The sequence below is a fragment of the Mycobacterium lepromatosis genome, from assembly GCF_000975265.2.
Taxonomy (GTDB): domain Bacteria; phylum Actinomycetota; class Actinomycetes; order Mycobacteriales; family Mycobacteriaceae; genus Mycobacterium; species Mycobacterium lepromatosis.
Genome location: NZ_CP083405.1, coordinates 2699444 through 2717446, shown reverse-complemented (window position 1 = coordinate 2717446; position 18003 = coordinate 2699444). Strand labels below are relative to the sequence as shown.

Below are 18003 nucleotides of genomic sequence, written 5' to 3'. Positions count from 1 at the left end.
CTGTAGACATTCTCCGTGGTTCCTATCGTGGCCTTGCTAGTGATCACGCTAGAAGCCATTTGTTGCCTGGAAGTTGCCCGCCAGTAACCTCAGTGTGTGATTTTCGGCTCACCGCCGCAATCCTCACGCAGTGAGCGGAGGACAGGCCAGGTTATTACTCCGAGTGAGGTGCGTGTGTTAGTCCATTCCCGTGACGTGTAACGTCATCATCGGTAGGTGTACCGAGTCGGAATTGAGTAGTAATGAAAATGGTTGCGATGTGGTATCGAACGTCGCGCACCTGCCCAACTACTTGTTCCTGCGTCCCCTGGTAAATTGGCATCGAAGAATTTCCTGAAGTTCGACAGGCTATGTTGCGGGCCCGAGGAAGTCGATTCGCCAGCTGTTGGTGGCCAGCGTTTCACGAACGTTGGATTCGTGCACCGCGTTTATCAGCGCGCCGATGCCTTTGACGTTACTGCTCAGAGAAACAGAACAGATGTTAGTGCGCATCGGGTTAGGTTGCACGGTGCACGACGGCATTATATAATTATTATTTTTCCTAAGTGCTCACTCAAGGAAATGAGACATTGCGTTGTTCACCACGGCGTTGAAGCGCCCGTCGTAGCCAGTGAGGTTGTTTGCGCCCAGGTGACGGCGACGTCGATCGTGACGCTGATCTTTGCCACATGGCTCCGGAAACTATTTGATTGCGGTGGGCGAGCTATCTGGCCTTATAACCGAATATCCTTAATTAGCAAGGAAAATGGAGCTCTCGCCAAGATCGCAACCGATATCGGGAACTGCACCGCGAAATGCTCCCGAGGGCCTCTAGTTCCATCAGTGTTCCCTGAGGCTGGTGGACTATTCCAGGACACAACGAGCCAGGTGGCTCGATCTTCGCTAACCCAGTTCGCCACGGTAAATTCGCTCGAACATTTCGGAGATGAGCGGCGGGGGTCTGTATACGGAAGCGGCCATGGCTGTCAAAATATATTTGCTATTCAAGCTACCACACGTTGCCTGTGCGCCAGTCGCACATCAGCTCCACGGAGGTGTCCGGGTTGATGCTGACCGGTAGGACAAATACCGATCCGTCGTCATCGGGCGTACGGGTCACACCAGTAGGAGCTAGCACTGACGTCGGGCCGAGCCATGGCAACCAGCCACGCGACACATACACTCGACGGGCTCGGTCCGAGGAACTCAAGGCACCGAGTTGGTAGGCGCCGCGCATCACTTGTTCGACAGCGTCTAGCAGCGCATGTACAAGTCCGTGGCCCCGGCAGTCCTCCCGTACCGCGACACCTTCGAGGTAACCGCAACGCAACGCGTTGTCGCGGTAAAATAGTCGCCGCTGAACGACCGCGGCGTGCGCGATGACTGCGCCGTGTCGCCAGATCAGGGCGTGCATCCCGCCCAGTGCGTGTTCCCAGTCAGTCTTGTCGAAGTCGCCGGCGAAGGCGTCGGTGACCATCTGCTGGATGTGCTGGAGCGTCTTGCCGTCGAGATCGGCGGTATGGACCAGGCGTGCGGTGTGTACGTGGGCGTCCACAGTTGTTTACCAGGCTTTTCTACCGGGTTGGTGTTACTAGAACGGTCAGTCTCGAGGACCGGAGCGTAGCTGTTCCGGTGGCGACAACAGAGGTCCGTGCCCAATGTAGACGCACTTGCTGGCCAGGCCGCACCTGAGCGAGCTTGTCGATGTCCTCATCGATAACCACGCCCGTAACTGGGTAGCCGCCAGTGACCGGGTGATCGGGCCCCAGGATCACTGGTAACCCGTTGGGCGGCAATTGGATTGCTCCTCGGGTGGTGCCTTCGCTGGGGAGTTGACGGTCCGGGTATCGGTACAACAAAGGGCGGCCGAGTAACCGCATCCCTACCCGGTCGCTGCGGTCGGAGGCCACCCAGTCGGTATGAACTAGGACGTCGGGATCGATGAACCAATCGTGGTGCGGCCCGGGTATGACCAGCAGCTCAACCGGATTGCCTGTAATGGCAGCCACGGGGGCGTGTTCGAGTTCGGGGTAGTCGTCGGTGTGGTCGCCAACCGGCAACTCGTCACCGGCTCGTAGTGGCGCCGGGCCGATTGCGGACAAAACGTCGTAGCTACGTGAACCCAGCACTGGGGTGACGCAGATGCCACCACGCACTGCTAGATACGTCCGCAGTCCAGCATGCGGGGTACCCAGCGAGATCACTTGCCCGTCGCGGATATGTTGCATGCTGTTGGTGCCAAACACAATACCGTTAGCCGTTGGGTTGGCGTCGGCGCCCGTGACTGCGACATCGACGTTGCCGCCGCACACTCGAGCTGAGAAACCACCGAAAGTCACTTCGACTGTGGCACGGTCGTCGGGGTTGGCGACCAATCGGTTGGCCAGCTTGTGCGAGCCGCGGTCGGCGGCTCCGGACCGACCGACGCCGAGGTGGGCCAGCCCGACTCGGCCGAGGTCCTGCACGACTGCAAACGGGCCACTACGCAGGATCTCCAACTTGATTGGCGGGTTTGTCATGGTAGTTCGCTACGGTCCTGTTATGCGGCGCGGAACCGCACCCACATGCCCTGCGTCAGCAATGCGGGATTGGGCAGGTTGGTGTCCCACAGTACCGTGTCGGTGTGGCCGATGAGTTGCCAACCGCCAGGAGACTGGCGTGGATATATCGCGCTGAATTCGTCGGCGAGGGCGACCGAACCAGGCGGCACCGAGGTCCGCGGATCACGTCGGCGCGGCACTCGCAGTCGTGGATCGCCGTCGACCAGATATACGAAACCTGGGGCGAAGCCATTGAATCCGGCTCGCCACGGAGTACTGGTATGGGCGGTGATGATCTGCGCTACCGTCAGTCCGGTAATGTTGGCAACCTCGGCGAGGTCCGGGCCGTCGTAGACGACGTCGATCACCACGTTGGCGCCACGGTCAGTCGGCGCAGTCGCCTCCGGGGTGACCCGCAGCTTACGTAGCCGCTGAAGGGTGACCCTTTGGTCGTGGGGTCCGCCGAGTTTCACCAACACGGTGCGGGCGCCTGGGACGATGTCGACCACACCGGGTAGTGCCGCCGCACGTAACGCATCTGCCCACGCCAGGACATCAGAGGTGCTGCCGCATTGCAGCATCAGAGCTTGATCGCCGTAGTGGAGAATGTTAGCGCCCACAACTAAGCCTTCAGGCAGGTACTGCGCATGGTCGCTTGCCGTGTCTATAACACTCATGCTTTGACGGTAACGTCGGAATAAGGGTAGCGGGGAGGGATTTTGGAGCATTGCCAGAGGTGCCTCACGAAACGCTCAAAGACAGGTAATTTTAGCCGGGTGTAACTCAGGATCTTACCGGTTTGTGCAGGCAGTTGGTTTGGTGACTATCGGGTAGCTCGGTGTCGACGAAAAGGCGGTCGCGCCGTCCTGGTATTTGGCGGTGAAATGTGAAGATTTTGTTAGGTTGCTTGCGATGCTGCTGCATCGGGGTCGGCTGACAGTAGCTTTTGGTTATTCGGGCCTTCGGTCAACCAGATCGTCACGTTAGCGGAATCGAGCATAGCTTTGATGTGACCGCGTGGGATGACTGTGCGGTGATCGTCGCTGAACGGTTTTATTTGATGTTGTTCGGCGATTGCCAAACCCATCTCGTCGAGGAAGTTTGTCTGCCAGCCCGCTATGGGTGCGACCATAGTGTTTGCCGTCGGCGGGACCCGCATCACCGCTTGGCTGGTCGCAGTGGCCTTATATCCTTATAACGGCTTGAAGAACGCGTCGCCATTCGGTTTCAGGACGGTCGGTCCGATCGCCGACAGCTTTTTGATACGTTATAGACGTCCACGCCGGCATTGATCTCCAAGATCAGGTCGGGTTTTAGTATAGCGATTTGGTCGAATGGAATACCGTTGTTCAGGTTCAACCCCACGGGTTGCGCTGCACCGAGTTTGGGTTGGGCCCACTGCCACACTGCGAACGGCTGATCGCCGAACCAGTTGGTTACCGCGATTGGCGCTGTACCCACTGCGAGCAGGTTGTCTTGCTCAGTGTAACCGGCACGAACAACTCGCTTATGTGTTTCCGTGATGAAGGGTTGATCGAAAAGTTGGGTGATTGTTACCACTCCGCCGTCAGGGGTTTCCGGCGGCCGTTTGGGTGACGAACAACCGCCAGAGCCCAGCAACCCTGTGGCCCCGACTAGCTGCAGGAACTCGCGCCGATCCCATCCATTTTGTATCGCGTGACGGGCTTGTATCTGCACCGACAAGCGGCGCTACTATCACGAAATCATTTTTGTCCCGCTTCGTGGTTCCGCAATGCTTTCGGCTTGTAGCCGTGCCACGGGTTGTAATCGGTGATCAGCTCGTCATGAAGTGGGTGTTGGTCGATCGGCACATACTGCAGTTTGATCCTGATCCGATACTGGACAAACTTGGCCCACACATGCCGTCGACTAGGATATCGGCTGGTTGTAGCGTGGTGAGACTACCGGTCGGCGATGCGATCGCCCATTCCGAAGTGATCACCGCGCTGGATAGGATTTCCGTGCCGTTCACCGTGTCGGGTGTCGCGCACGCCACCCCATTGCCTCATCCTTGGTCTTGGTGCGGGCTGTCTCGACAAGCGATATCGGGAATTGGCGCAGGCCGCTGTCAGGGCCGGCAGTGGGCCATACGCTTTGGGTACTTGCTTTTTGAGAATGGGGACCATTTCTTCGACCAGCATCGACAGTCGGTCACGTACTCAAGCGCGTATTTAATACCTGTTTAATACCTGCCAACGGGTAACCGATTTCGGCGAATTGATTAGGCTCGGTGTCGTTGGTGCACGTCTTGTGCTTGCAATTCGGCTACCTCGTCCCAATGCAACGGCGTCGATACCCGGGCATCTGGGGTAACCTCACGCAGAGTAAGCCGACGTGACAGTGCGGTCTTTGGTGTTCTGGTTGAAGTCGACGAATCTCCTGCGGTTATTCTTTCCACCAGCTGCTAGTGGCGGCATCAGGTACTCGCCGCTCGACTGCGCGAGCAACGGTCTGAGCGGCGAGCCATATCTGTGGCGAACTGTCACCACGGGGTGATTCGGGTATAGAGATGAAATCTTTGCGACCTGCAAGTCTTCGGCAATGCCTCAGGCCGTAGTTCTCCAGCACCTAACGTGCTACCAGCGCGAGCGCGTGATTCAGGTCGGTGCCTTCCTCGTCGGGATGATCGAGGTCTTAGGCCAACACCGGATGCGGATCGAGATCGACACCAACCCGGGTTAGACTACCTAGGCCAGGCCGCCATGTGTCTTGTATGTTGGCCTTGATAGCTGAAGTACCCGACGTGTAGTGCGGTTCGGCAACGTAGACCCAGTCCGGTCGGTGTGTTGAGCGCAACTCAATCTAGATCTTAGATAACCGCCTCTGCGGAGATGTCCCTTGACGAGGTGTTGCAGGATCATTCGGTCGATCTGCCACACTGCGCAGCGCGCCGTCGGCGATAGCCAGGTACGTAGTTGCATTAAGTCAAGCTTGGTGTAAGGCCTTGTTGGCGCCTCGCCGGTCGAAGATGATTTTGTCCGGATGCATGATGGCACTCTGGTGTCTGGTCACTTCCATAGACACTGGACCGGTCATGGCAATTCATTGGTAATTCCTGATTCTTTTGCCGCTACTGGCATAGTTGTGGTATAATCTTCTCACGCTATTGTGTGCTCATGCCTAACCTTTCTAGCCTGCTCGGGCAGACCGTGACCAAGCTTCGGCACTACCTTGAGCGTGGGGCTTCCGAGACACATTACCTGCGCAGCATCTTCGAATCGGGTGCGCTCGGGTTCGAGCCGCCGCTGACATACGCCGCGATGGCTGTTGGTATGAGAAAGTGGGGCGACCTTGCCATGCTGCCGGCGATGCCGGCTAGGCGCTCTCCACACCGTGCGGCACTTATCGACGAAGAGGGGACACTAACCTACAAGGAGCTAGACAGGGCAGCCCACGCGTTGGCCAATGGGCTAATTGCCAAGGGGGTCCGCGGTGGGGACGGCATCGCCATCCTGGCGCGCAACCACCGCTGGTTCGTGATCGCGAACTACGGCTGTGCGAGAGTGGGCGCCCGCATTATTTTGCTCAATAGCGAATTCTCTGGACCGCAAATCAAAGAGGTGTCGGAGCGTGAGGGAGCTAAGGTGATCATCTACGACGACGAATACACCAAAGCCGTCAGCAAAGCCGAGCCGTCGTTGGGCAAGTTGCGGGCTCTCGGCGTTAACCCCGACGAAGAGGAGCCGTCGGGCAGCACCGACGAGACGTTAGCAGAGTTAATCGCGCGCAGCAGCAGCGCGCCAGCCCCGAAGGTACGTAAGCGCGCCTCGATCATCCTCCTGACCAGCGGGACGACCGGCACCCCTAAGGGAGCCAACCGCAATACCCCCGCAACACTTGCGCCACTCGGCGGCATCTTGTCGAAGGTTCCGTTCAGGGCACACGAGGTGACGTTGCTGCCGGCGCCGATGTTCCACGCTCTGGGTTATTTGCACGCCACGCTTGCGATGTTCCTGGGGTCGACGCTGGTGCTGCGGCGCCGGTTCAAGCCCGCGACAGTGCTCGAAGACATCGAAAAATATCAGGCAACAGCCATGGTTGTGGTTCCGGTTATGCTTTCGCGGATCCTCGACACACTCGAGAATATGGAGACCAAGTCCGATCTGTCCAGCTTGCGGGTCGTGTTCGTATCTGGATCGCAGCTAGGCGCCGAACTAGCCACCCGCGCGCTCAACAAACTTGGCCCTGTCATCTACAACATGTATGGTTCGACTGAGGTTGCGTTCGCGACTATAGCAGGACCCAAAGACCTGCAAATCAACTCGGCTACAGTTGGTCCGGTAGTTAAGGGTGTCACGGTTAAGATCCTTGACGATAGCGGTAAAGAAGTGCCGCAGGGCCAAGTTGGTCGGATCTTCGTAGGGAACGCCTTCCCATTCGAGGGTTACACTGGCGGTGGTGGCAAGCAGATTATCGATGGTCTCTTATCGTCGGGCGACGTCGGCTACTTCGACGAGCATGACTTACTGTATGTCAGTGGTCGTGACGATGAGATGATCGTTTCTGGCGGTGAGAACGTGTTCCCTGCCGAAGTGGAGGATCTGATCAGCGGGCATCCAGAAGTGGTAGAGGCTACCGCAGTCGGTGTAGACGACAAGGAATGGGGCGCTCGGCTGCGTGCCTTCGTGGTAAAGAAGCAGGACGCCACTATTGACGAGGACGCGATCAAAACTTACGTTCGTGACCACTTGGCCCGCTACAAGGTGCCGCGAGAAGTGATCTTCCTCGAAGAGCTACCTCGTAATCCCACCGGCAAGGTCCTCAAGCGCGAGTTGCGTGATTTCGAGGTTCATTAACGGCAATCTCGGGGGTTGATCCTCCCTACGGTTACCGGTTGGCCCTGAGTGGTTGCGGTCTGCCTTAGGGGAAGAGCTCGGGGTCGGTCAGGAGTGCTCGATCAGTGCGCTGCTAGTGCTGGCGTCCGGTGGTCGAGTGACGCCGAGGCGGTCGGCGGCTTGTTGCTTGCCAGAGGTCGAGTAGCTCGGTGTGTCGTGGGTGGAAAGATCAACAGTTTGTCGTGTTCGCTGCCCGCGTGTTGATTGAGCGGTCGCTTGTCCGCGTTCTCACAAATGACGACAGCTGGGTCGGTCCTGTCTCTCCGGGTCTGGATAGCTTGGCGATCCTTGGGTGCGCACGGAACCCTTTGATATTGGGGACATTGGGTTCGTTGACCGGGTACGACACTCATTGCGACGACCCCCTCGGGGGTGCAAGTCAGTAAATCTGGGTGTCAGTATGTGTTTTGTTGAGCATTTTCTCTATCGATATCATCGTTACCGGAACTTTTGAGGTGCAGGCACCGGGGGCTGCCCATGCTTGACAGGCTCCCGGATCGACGAAGCGAAAGCCGTCGCAGCTGTACGTGAACAAAGCCTACTTATTTTAAACTTTGCTACACCTTGATGGTAATGTGGTGTTCCTGGCGCAGTAGGAAATTTTATTCAATCTCAATCAGGAAAGTATAAGTAAACATGCAAAGTTCCATGTAGCTATCTAGCTCCGTGGACTAGTAAACAGTTATTCTAAAGTACTGTTAACTGTTAAAACTATTCAAATCTTCCTCCAGCTAATATCTTAAGGAAATCCTTCTGCTATTAGCGTTAATAGAAAATCTCGATAGTACACGATATATATATATATATATCGTGTACTATCGACTATAATCATATTGAGGAATAGGTTTTAACAATTCCATAGGTACAGATTTTGCATAAAAGTTAACAGCGCTAATTAGTTTAGTTTAGTTTAGTTTAGTTTAGTTTTTGCATTTCTTTTTGTTTTTGCATCTACTTCACCTTGTGGAAGGGGAATTGGCACCTGTTTGATTTCACTCCTTTCAGTCCGTAAGGCAGCAGCTGGTGCGGTGGGCACGGGCGTATTGCCCGGAGCGCTGTTCAGTGCTGCTCTTACTTCGACTGCCGAGGGACCTACCGTCGCATCGGCAGACATCGTTACCTAAGATGTGCTCGCCGTTAACCTGGCCGACCGGCAGAACGGCACTGCCATAGGCCCGTGTCTCCCCCCTAATGAACTGGTGGGTTCCTAACGACTAGTGGGATCCTGGATGGCACGGCGGGCACTTGGAAGCACCAACAATGGTTCATTGTTACCACCGGGCTGCCGCCAGCGTAGTACGATTAGCCCTGCTGAGATGCCAGATCCTTGTGGCCGCTTCAGTGCGGCCACAAGCCTCCAGCGCCCGAACGTCGTTGCAGGTTGTGAGGTAACTCTAAACTCCAGCAGCCGCTCAGCGATGATGTTGAGCTGTACCTCCGATAGACGAATGATCCACGTCGCGATACCAATAGGCGGCCGTTTAAGATGTACGGAGGTGAACTCCTGGGAAATGACGACTTACTCCACCCGGTCTGACGGCTTGGGTAGACACAGCAACATCGACCCAGCTTCGGCAATCGCTGCCTTGCTTGGCATCACCTTGAACGCGGCCACCTAGGCACGGAATCTCAACCCTGTAAGGGATCAATTTAATCATTTTGGCTAGATTTGTTAATCGCGAAAGAGGCAGTTTATAATGCGGCGGCGACCTGTTCAGGGTCAACGGTAATTTCTGCGTATGTGTGTTTTATTGAACAGCGGTTTCGGTTCAGCTGGCTTGTTAGTTGGCACCAACGGTTGGCGTTTGCTGAGTGCTGAATATATTTCGGCTGCAGACGAGTTCATTGCGATCGTAGCGGCGGCGCGGGTTGCTGGGTGGGAAGGCTGCAATCGCCGAGTAGTATTTAATTATGCGGCTGAACATGCCCTGTATGCGGCATGGCTGACGCAGGCTGGCATCAACAGCGCGCGAATGTGTAGTATTCCGGGAGATCGCGGTCGCTGTGTACACCATGGTGCTGAAGGCGATGCCGATCTTGATGGAGGTGACCGCCAACCATGCGATTGATGCGGTGTTGATGGCTACAAATTTCTTCTTAGTGCTTAACGTTATACCTAAGTCTAAGTCGCTATTATAGTCAGGACAATCACATGCGGCTGTAGATCCAGGCGACCACCACGATGGTCACCCATCAGGCGGCCTTGAACATGGCGGTGGCATGAGCACCACAGACCTAGCCGGCGCTGCAAATCGAAAAAGTCGGTCAGCTCCGACAGCAGTCGCTAAGGGGATGATCAAGACATCGTCGACAATGACCCCGGCAACCCATATGGGCCGAGTAGGTAAACGAATCGATTCCTGGAGGTTCCTAAAACCTTGTGGAGAGATGTACTGGGAATTTCCGCAGCATTCCTCCGGGGCGATAGCGCAGTTACAGCCCAATATATTTAGAACTTGTACCGAACGAGCTTTACTGGGCGTTTGCTCCCAAAAGGCAGGTGCTTGCGCTCGTTGTGCGTCCGAGAGCCGCTCGAGCACGACCACACCGGCACTTTCGCCCCGTTCACGCCGTTTCCGGGTTGCATGACTACGGCGACGTAAGTTTATGCAGATGGATGTTCAGGTTGAGCCAGCTTGAGGTGCACCACCAACGCGGGGGTACCCGCTTGCTTGCAGGGGCGAGTCGGCCGCCTCAGGCCAGCGGTCGTGTATCTCTGGGTTTTGCATGTCACCATGTCTCGTGATGCCGACCAGGTGGCGACGGTATTGGCCACACTGGCTGGTGATGGATTCGGTAGCGGGCCGGCGGTACCGTGATGGCGCCCTTGCATATGGCAGGCTGAACAACGGCAGCTTGGTATGGCGGCCCAAAGCCAACCGGATATTTTTTGAAAATGATAATCGTATTTAGTAGACTGCCTTGAGTGGTGGCGTCGCTGTGGAAGACAGTCACGCGATAATGAATAAAACCCTGATCAATGCCACGGAAAATCGGAGTTGAGTCGTGAAGCGAGCGGGTCTGAGCGGCTCGACGGTTAGCTTACGCAATGCTAATTTCAGGCAGGTCAGGTTGGCAGATACTAGGTTATGGGAGGCGAAGCGGCCGTGAACCGCGGTGATGCCGGCAAGCTTGGTGTGCAGTCTGTCATTGCTCGGGCGCACGTTAGGGTTGATGGCGACGTTGTTAGCCGATTCGCTACCTGCTGTCGCGCCCTTGGCATTGCGGTCTACGACCGTCAACGTCCGGCCGACCTGGCCGCCGCTCGGTCGGGTTTCACCGCACTTGCCCGTATCGCCCATGATCAGTGCGACGTCTGGACCGGGCTAGCCGCTGCTGGTGACGTGTCTCCCCCTGTGCTGGCAGCGCTGTCGTGTACCGCTGACACCGCGGGCATGCTGCAGCGTCAGGTGGAACTAGCCCCCGCCGCGTTGGGCTTTCACTACGACACCGGACTTTACCTGAAGTTTCGGGCCATAAGTCCGGATGACTTCCATCTCGCCTATGCGGCGTCACTAGCGTCAACCGGGGGGCCCGGACCCTATGCCGAGGCCGATCAGATAGTCACTGGCATTATCAACCGCCGGCCAGGTTGGCCCGATGCCCGTTGGGTCGCCGTCGTTATCCACTACCGCGCCGGGCGCTGGTCAGATGTCGTCAAGCTGCTGACTCCGATCGTTAATGACCCTGATATCGGTGAGGCTTACACGCACGCCGCCAAGATCGCGTTGGGTATTGCGCTGGCCCGGCTGGGTATGTTCGCCCCGGCATTGTCGTATCTGGAGGAGCCAGCGGGTCCGGTCGCGGTGGCGGCTGTCGATGGCGCGTTAGCCAAAGCGCTGGTGTTACGTGCTCACATTGACGAGGAGTCGGCTAGCGAAGTTCTGCAGGATTTGTACGCGGCCCACCCAGACAACGAACAAATCGAACAGGCCTTGTCCGACACTAGTTTTGGGATCGTTACCACCACCGCGGCCCGGATCGATGCTCGCACCGATCCATGGGATCCCGAGACTGAGCCTGGTGTGGAAGACTTCATCGACCCTGCAGCCCACGAACGCAAAGCCGTGCTGCTTCATGAGGCTGAGCGCCAGCTCGCCGAATTCATCGGCCTAGACGAGGTCAAAAGCCAGGTGTCACGGCTGAAGAGTTCGGTGGCTATGGAACTAGTGCGTAAGCAGCGTGGGCTCATGGTAGCGCAACGTGCCCACCATCTCGTCTTTGCTGGACCACCCGGGACAGGCAAGACCACCATCGCCCGGGTGGTCGCCAAAATCTATTGCGGCCTAGGACTTTTGAAGAAGGAGAATATCCGAGAAGTGCATCGCGCCGACCTCATCGGTCAGCACATCGGTGAGACCGAAGCAAAGACCAACGCGGTCATCGACAGTGCGCTGGACGGGGTGTTGTTTCTTGACGAGGCCTACGCCCTAGTGGCTACGGGCGCTAAAAACGACTTCGGTTTGGTGGCTATAGATACTTTGTTGGCACGGATGGAAAACGATCGTGACCGGCTAGTCGTCATCATCGCCGGCTACCGCGCCGATCTGGATAAGTTCCTGGACACTAACGAGGGCCTGCGGTCGCGGTTCACCCGCAATATCGATTTTCCTTCATACGCGTCGCATGAGTTGGTCGAGATCGCGCACAAGATGGCTGAACAGCGAGACAGCGTCTTCGAGCAGGCAGCGCTTGACGAGTTGGAGGTTTTGTTCGCTAAATTGGCGACATCGTCTACCCCCGACTCCAATGGGGTCTCTCGGCGCAGCCTCGACATCGCGGGCAACGGGCGGTTTGTTCGCACCATCGTTGAACGTTCAGAAGAAGAACGCGAGTTCCGGTTAGACCATTCGAACAGTGTCGGTACTGGTGAGTTCAGCGACGAGGAACTCATGACCGTAACGTCCGAGGATGTACAGAGATCGGTAGAGCCGTTGCTACGCGGTCTCGGACTGACGGTACCGGCATGACTAGTAATGACTTGGCCGGCGAGTGGGCTGGGGAAAGGCGTTCGTTCTCCTCGCGAACGCCGGTCAACGAGAATCCTAACAAGGTGGTCTACCGTCGCGGATTTGTCACCCGTCACCAAGTGACAGGCTGGCGGTTCGTTATGCGCCGGATCGCCTCCGGTATCGCTTTGCACGACACCCGGATGCTTGTCGACCCGTTGCGCACCCAGTCACGTTCGGTGCTGATGGGCGCGCTCCTGGTAATTACTGGGCTGATTGGTTGCTTCGTGTTCTCATTCATCCGGCCCAATGGAGCGGCAGGTAACAACGCGGTGCTTGCCGATAGGTCGACCGCCGCACTGTATGTGCGGGTGGGTGATGAGCTCCACCCGGTGCTCAACTTGACCTCGGCTCGGTTGATTGTTGGCCGGCCGGTCAACCCCATCACAGTGAAAAGCAGTGAGCTGGACAGGTTTCCGCGCGGCAATCTGGTCGGTATTCCAGGAGCGCCGGAGAGGATGGTGCAAAACACAACCCACGATGCGAACTGGACGGTCTGTGACGTCGTCAGCGGGGAAGGCGGGCATGCTGCTCACAGCATGGGTGTCACAGTGATCGCCGGTCCGCCGGACAGTCACGGCGTGCGGGCCGCCGTGCTGGGGTCCGCGCATGGTGTCCTGGTTGATGCTCCGACCGAGCGCGGCGGCAGCACCTGGCTGCTGTGGGACGGCAAGCGTAGCGAAATCGACTTGGCTAACCACGCGGTGACCGACGCACTGGGATTTGGTGTCGATTTTGCCGAGGTGCCTGCGCCCAGGCCTATCGGAGCAGGATTGTTCAACGCGATCCCCGAAGCGCCACCGCTGACGGCGCCCGTCATTCCGAATGCTGGTGCCACACCAAGCTTCGGAGTGCACGCGCCGATCGGGGCGGTGGTGGTGTCTTTTAGTCTGGCGGCACTGGGCAAGAACCCGTACGACTCGGTGCGGTATTACGCGGTGTTGCCGGACGGGTTACAGCCTATCTCGCCGGTGCTTGCTGCGATCCTGCGTAACATTAATTCCTATGGGCTGCAGCAGCCGCCGCGGCTTGGTGCCGACGAGGTCGACAAGTTGCCGGTGTCGCGGATGCTGGACACTGAGCGTTATCCTGAACAGCAGGTCAGCCTCATCGACGCTGGCTCTGCCCCGGTCAGCTGCGCATATTGGAGCAAGCCGGCCGGGGCCGCTACCAGCTTTCTGAGTCTACTGTCCGGCGCGGCGCTGCCAGTACCCGATGCGGTGCATGCCGTCGAGCTGGTTAGTGCTAGCTCCCGGGGATATGGCTTGACGGCCAGTCGGGTTGTGCTTACGCCCGGCACCGGCTACTTCGCCCAAACCGTGGGCGCCGGCTCGGCAGCGCCAGCCACCGGGTCATTGTTCTGGGTCTCCGATACCGGGGTGCGCTATGGCATCGACACCGAGGCTGATGCCAGATCGGGAGCTGCCGCCGGGAGCGGTAAAATCGTTGAGGCTCTTGGCCTGAAACTACCTGCCGTGCCTATTCCGTGGTCAATATTGTCGCTGTTCGCGGCTGGACCGACGCTATCGCTTGCCGACGCACTGCTGGAACACGATGGCTTGGCGCCAGACACCAAGGTCGGTCGTACGACGAAAGCAGACGGGGAACACCAGTGAGCCGACTTATCTTCGAGGCTCGTCGGCGGCTGCCGTTACCGAGTAGCCGCAAGGGTGCCATCCTCATCGAAGCGCCTTCTGAATTGCCTCGCGTGATTCCGCCGTCGCTGTTGCGGCGTGCGATGCCCTACATGATTGTGATCCTGATCGTCGGCATGATCGTCGCGATGGTTGCCACCGGGATGCGTATGATCTCCCCACAGACACTGTTCTTTCCGTTCGTGATGTTATTGGCTGCGACCGCGCTCTATCGCGGCAACGACAACAAGATGCGTACCGAGGAGGTCGATGCCGAACGGGCTGACTACCTGCGGTATTTGTCGGTGGTCCGAGGCAACATCCGAACCCAGGCCGCTGAGCAGCGTGCGGTCGCACAGTGGTCCCATCCTGAGCCGACGACGTTGGCAGACGTGCCCGGATCCCGCCGTCAGTGGGAGCGAGACCCGCATGACTCCGACTTCCTGTTTGTGCGGGTCGGTCGGCGCCAAGTGCCGCTGGACGCTGCGCTGCGGGTCAAAGACACTGCGGACGAGATCGACCTGGAGCCTGTGTCGCACAGCGCATTACGTAGTTTGCTCGACGTCCACCGCACCGTTCGTGACGTGCCGACTGGAATTGATCTGAGCAAAGTCTCGCGGATCACGGTATTTATTGATACTGAGAGCTCCAAGGATGAAGCGCGTGCGGCGTTGCGTGCTTGGATCGCTCAGGCAGTGACCTGGCACGACCCGGCGTTGTTTGGGGTGGCACTAGCCACCCCCGATCTGGAGAACAGCGATTGGTCCTGGCTTAAATGGTTGCCACACGTCGATATTCCCGGTCAGTTTGATGGCGTCGGCTCGGCGCGTTACCTATCGACCGACCCTGACGAGCTGGTCTCGCTGCTGGGAGCCGTGCTTGCCGACCGCCCTGCGTTCACTGGCATGTCGGTTGATGCGCTGCGTCACCTGATGATAGTGATCGATGACCCCGACTATGATTTAAACGCCTCGACCCTGGTGATGAGCCGCGCCGGAGTTACGGTGGTGCATTGCTCCACCACACCGCCGCACCGCGAACAGTATTCGGATCCCGATCAGCCGATATTGCGTATCGTGCGTGGTGCCATCGAACGTTGGCAGACCGGAGGCTGGCAGCCCTACATCGACACCGCCGATCAACTCAGTGCCGCCGAGGCTGCCCACCTGGCCCGCCAGCTGTCACGGTGGGACTCCAACCCGACGCACTCTGGGTTACGTTCAGCGGCAACCCGCGGCGCCAGCTTCACGACGCTGCTGGGAATTTCGGATGCTTCACGGCTGGATGTGACCACACTGTGGGCTCCTCGACGCCGCGACGACGAGCTACGCATACCAATCGGTGTCACAGCCACTGGCGAGCCGTTGATGTTTGATCTTAAGGATGAAACCGAGGGCGGTATGGGTCCGCACGGCCTGATGATCGGGATGACAGGATCCGGTAAGTCGCAGACCCTGATGTCGATTCTGTTGTCGCTGTTGACAACTCACTCTGCAGATCGGCTGATCGTGATCTATGCAGATTTCAAGGGTGAGGCCGGTGCCGACAGCTTCCGCAATTTCCCGCAGGTTGTCGCAGTGATCTCGAATATGGCTGAGAAGAAGTCGCTGGCTGAACGGTTCGCTGATACACTTCGCGGTGAGGTGGCCCGCCGGGAGACTCTGCTACGTGAGGCCGGCCGCAGGGTTCAGGGCAGCGCGTTCAACTCGGTGCTCGAATATGAGAATGCAATAGCGGCCGGCGCAATCGATCTGCCGCCAATTCCAACACTATTCGTGGTCGCCGACGAATTCACCCTGATGCTGGCCGATCATCCGGAGTACGCGGAACTGTTCGACTACTTGGCACGCAAGGGCCGCTCGTTTCGGATTCACATCTTGTTCGCTTCTCAGACGCTGGACATCGGCAAAATCAAAGACATCGATAAGAATACCTCATACCGAATCGGGTTGAAGGTGGCCAATGCCAGCGTTTCTCGTCAGATCATCGGTGTGGAGGACGCTTATCACATCGAGTCGGGCAAAGAACACAAGGGCGTGGGCTTTTTGGTACCGTCCCCCGGCGCGTCGCCGATTAAGTTTCGCAGCACCTACGTCGACGTTATCTACGAGCCTCCCCGATCAACCAAGATTCGAGTAGTGGAAGCTACACCAGAACCAAAATTGTTCACTGCCGGTGTGGTGGAGCCGGATCACCCCATCGTGATCTCCAGCGAAGACGATGATGAGTTGGTAGCCCCGCCGCGCAAGCTGATAGCGACAATCGGCGAACAGTTGGCACGTTACGGGCCCCGGGCGCCGAAGCTGTGGTTGCCGCCGCTCGACGAGTCGATCCAGCTAACTGCGTTACTAGCCAGTGCCGGAGTGCCGCAACGGCAGTGGCGCTGGCCGCTTGGCGAGATTGACAAGCCTTTTGAAATGCGTCGTGACCCGTTGATATTTGATGCTACCTCGTCAGCCGGTAATATGGTGATTCACGGCGGTCCCAAATCCGGAAAATCGACTGCTTTGCAGACATTTATTTTATCAGCCGCGAGTCTGCATTCACCGCGTGACGTGACGTTCTACTGCCTGGACTATGGCGGCGGACAGTTGCGGGCAGTTCAGGATCTGCCGCACGTCGGTAGCGTTGCGTCGGCCCTAGAACCCGAACGAATCCGTCGCACCTTTGGTGAGCTCGAGCAGCTGCTGCTATCGCGGCAGCAGCGGGAGAGATTCCGGGACAAGCGGGCCAGTGGCTCGGTTCCAGATGATTGTTTTGGCGATGTTTTTCTCATCATCGACAACCTTTACGCTTTCAGTCGCGACAACACAGATCAGTTCAATACCCGTAACCCGTTGGTGACCAAGGTAACTGAGCTCGTCAATGTCGGACTGGCGTACGGCATACATGTGGTAATCACCACTCCGAGCTGGCTAGAGGTGCCGTTGGTGATGCGGGACGGGTTTGGGTTGCGATTAGAGCTTAAGCTGCCCGACGCCCGGGACAGCAACGTGCGTGTGGTCGGTGCGTTGCGTCGCCCGGCCGACGCTGTCCCGCACGACCAGCCTGGCCGCGGGTTGACTATGGCAGCCGAACATTTTCTATTCGCGGCTCCGCAGCTAGACCAGGTTGCCGTGATCAATGCTCGCCACACCGATGTGGCTGCGCCGCCGGTGCGGTTACTGCCCACCAACCTTGCGCCCGATGCTGTTGGTGCGCTCTACCGAGGACCGGAGAAAGTGGTCATCGGTCAGCGTGAAGAGGATCTGGCACCGGTTGTTGTCAACTTTGCGGACAATCCCTTGTTAATGGTATTCGGCGACAGCAGATCTGGTAAGACCACGCTGCTACGCCACATCATCCGTACGATTCGCGAACATTCTTCCCCCGACCAGGTGGCGTTTACTGTGCTGGATCGGCGGCTGCACCTCGCGGACGAGCCGCTATTTCCCGACAACGAATACACCGCCAACATCGACAGGATCATCCCAGCGATGCTTGGGTTGGCCAATCTCATCGAAGCGCGCCGACCACCGGTAGGTTTGTCGGCAGCGGAATTGTCTCGCTGGGCATTTGCGGGACACATCCATTACTTGCTCATCGATGACGTCGACCAGGTGCCGGATTCACCGGCGATGAGCGGTCCATATATCGGACAGCGGCCGTGGACCAACCTCATCGGGCTGCTCGGTCAGGCCGGTGATTTAGGGCTGCGGGTTATCGTCACAGGGCGTGCCACCGGATCGGGGCACGCGCTGATGACTAGCCAGCTGTTGCGCCGCTTGAACGACCTACAGGCAACTACGCTGATGTTGGCGGGCAATCCGGCCGACGGTGGCAAGATCCGGGGCCAGCGATTTAGCCGATTGCCGGCCGGACGGGCGATTCTGTTGAACGACAGTAATAGCCCGACGTATGTACAGTTGGTCCACCCCTGGCCGGGGAGTCGGTACCAGAACGGGTCAACGATGGCGGGTTCCTCTGATGGATGATTGGTAAAACG

11 protein-coding genes and 2 pseudogenes are annotated in these 18003 nt (G+C 57.9%); 8 read left to right on the top strand and 5 right to left on the bottom strand.

Going from position 1 to position 18003, the window contains the following annotated elements:
* Nucleotides 1-348: 348 nt before the first annotated feature.
* The 5 genes and pseudogenes from MLPF_RS12915 to MLPF_RS17980 form a co-directional block, all read right to left on the bottom strand.
* The gene (locus tag MLPF_RS12915) at nucleotides 349-492 is read right to left on the bottom strand and encodes a hypothetical protein (RefSeq protein ID WP_175266504.1); all 144 of its coding nucleotides are present in this window, start codon (nucleotides 490-492) and stop codon (nucleotides 349-351) included.
* A gap of 496 nt (nucleotides 493-988) precedes the next feature.
* Entirely contained in the window at nucleotides 989-1534 is a 546-nt protein-coding gene (locus MLPF_RS12910) for a GNAT family N-acetyltransferase (protein ID WP_045843907.1), read from the bottom strand.
* A gap of 19 nt (nucleotides 1535-1553) precedes the next feature.
* Complete coding sequence (locus MLPF_RS12905; RefSeq protein ID WP_045843906.1) at nucleotides 1554-2498, bottom strand: 5-oxoprolinase/urea amidolyase family protein; 945 nt, start codon at nucleotides 2496-2498, stop codon at nucleotides 1554-1556.
* Nucleotides 2499-2518: 20 nt separating this feature from the next.
* Entirely contained in the window at nucleotides 2519-3196 is a 678-nt protein-coding gene (locus MLPF_RS12900) for a 5-oxoprolinase subunit B family protein (protein WP_045843905.1), read from the bottom strand.
* Nucleotides 3197-3297: 101 nt separating this feature from the next.
* A pseudogene (locus MLPF_RS17980) lies at nucleotides 3298-4193 on the bottom strand (ABC transporter substrate-binding protein); the annotation flags it as partial.
* A gap of 1463 nt (nucleotides 4194-5656) precedes the next feature.
* Here MLPF_RS17980 and fadD2 point away from each other — a divergent pair.
* The 8 genes and pseudogenes from fadD2 to MLPF_RS12865 all read left to right on the top strand — a co-directional run bounded on the left by fadD2 (nucleotide 5657) and on the right by MLPF_RS12865 (nucleotide 17992).
* On the top strand, nucleotides 5657-7336 hold the full coding sequence (fadD2, locus tag MLPF_RS12885) for a long-chain-fatty-acid--CoA ligase FadD2 (protein WP_045843908.1): 1680 nt from the start codon (nucleotides 5657-5659) through the stop codon (nucleotides 7334-7336).
* Nucleotides 7337-8871: 1535 nt separating this feature from the next.
* Entirely contained in the window at nucleotides 8872-8994 is a 123-nt protein-coding gene (locus tag MLPF_RS15960) for a hypothetical protein (RefSeq protein WP_282435820.1), read from the top strand.
* A 120-nt stretch (nucleotides 8995-9114) separates the two neighbouring features.
* Nucleotides 9115-9339, top strand: a pseudogene (locus tag MLPF_RS17975) (PPE domain-containing protein); the annotation flags it as partial.
* Nucleotides 9329-9514, top strand: a complete 186-nt coding sequence (locus MLPF_RS17970) for a PPE domain-containing protein (RefSeq protein WP_420329662.1) — start codon at nucleotides 9329-9331, stop codon at nucleotides 9512-9514. The pseudogene MLPF_RS17975 and the gene MLPF_RS17970, both read left to right, overlap by 11 nt.
* A gap of 497 nt (nucleotides 9515-10011) precedes the next feature.
* Nucleotides 10012-10194, top strand: coding sequence for a hypothetical protein (locus MLPF_RS12880; RefSeq protein ID WP_193386781.1), 183 nt, complete (start codon nucleotides 10012-10014; stop codon nucleotides 10192-10194).
* Nucleotides 10195-10482: 288 nt separating this feature from the next.
* Nucleotides 10483-12345 (top strand): type VII secretion AAA-ATPase EccA, encoded by a 1863-nt coding sequence (gene eccA / locus MLPF_RS12875; protein WP_162196993.1) that lies wholly within the window; start codon nucleotides 10483-10485, stop codon nucleotides 12343-12345.
* Nucleotides 12342-14000, top strand: a complete 1659-nt coding sequence (eccB, locus tag MLPF_RS12870; RefSeq protein WP_045843900.1) for a type VII secretion protein EccB — start codon at nucleotides 12342-12344, stop codon at nucleotides 13998-14000. The genes eccA and eccB overlap by 4 nt, the downstream gene beginning before the upstream one ends.
* Nucleotides 13997-17992 (top strand): type VII secretion protein EccC, encoded by a 3996-nt coding sequence (locus tag MLPF_RS12865; protein ID WP_045843899.1) that lies wholly within the window; start codon nucleotides 13997-13999, stop codon nucleotides 17990-17992. The genes eccB and MLPF_RS12865 overlap by 4 nt, the downstream gene beginning before the upstream one ends.
* Nucleotides 17993-18003: the final 11 nt, after the last annotated feature.

Coding starts and splice junctions, on each gene's coding strand:
- MLPF_RS12915 (WP_175266504.1), bottom strand. CDS start 492: ATGCGCACTAACATCTGTTCTGTTTCTCTGAGCAGTAACGTCAAAGGC.
- eccB (WP_045843900.1), top strand. CDS start 12,342: ATGACTAGTAATGACTTGGCCGGCGAGTGGGCTGGGGAAAGGCGTTCG.
- MLPF_RS12900 (WP_045843905.1), bottom strand. CDS start 3,196: ATGAGTGTTATAGACACGGCAAGCGACCATGCGCAGTACCTGCCTGAA.
- fadD2 (WP_045843908.1), top strand. CDS start 5,657: ATGCCTAACCTTTCTAGCCTGCTCGGGCAGACCGTGACCAAGCTTCGG.
- MLPF_RS12905 (WP_045843906.1), bottom strand. CDS start 2,498: ATGACAAACCCGCCAATCAAGTTGGAGATCCTGCGTAGTGGCCCGTTT.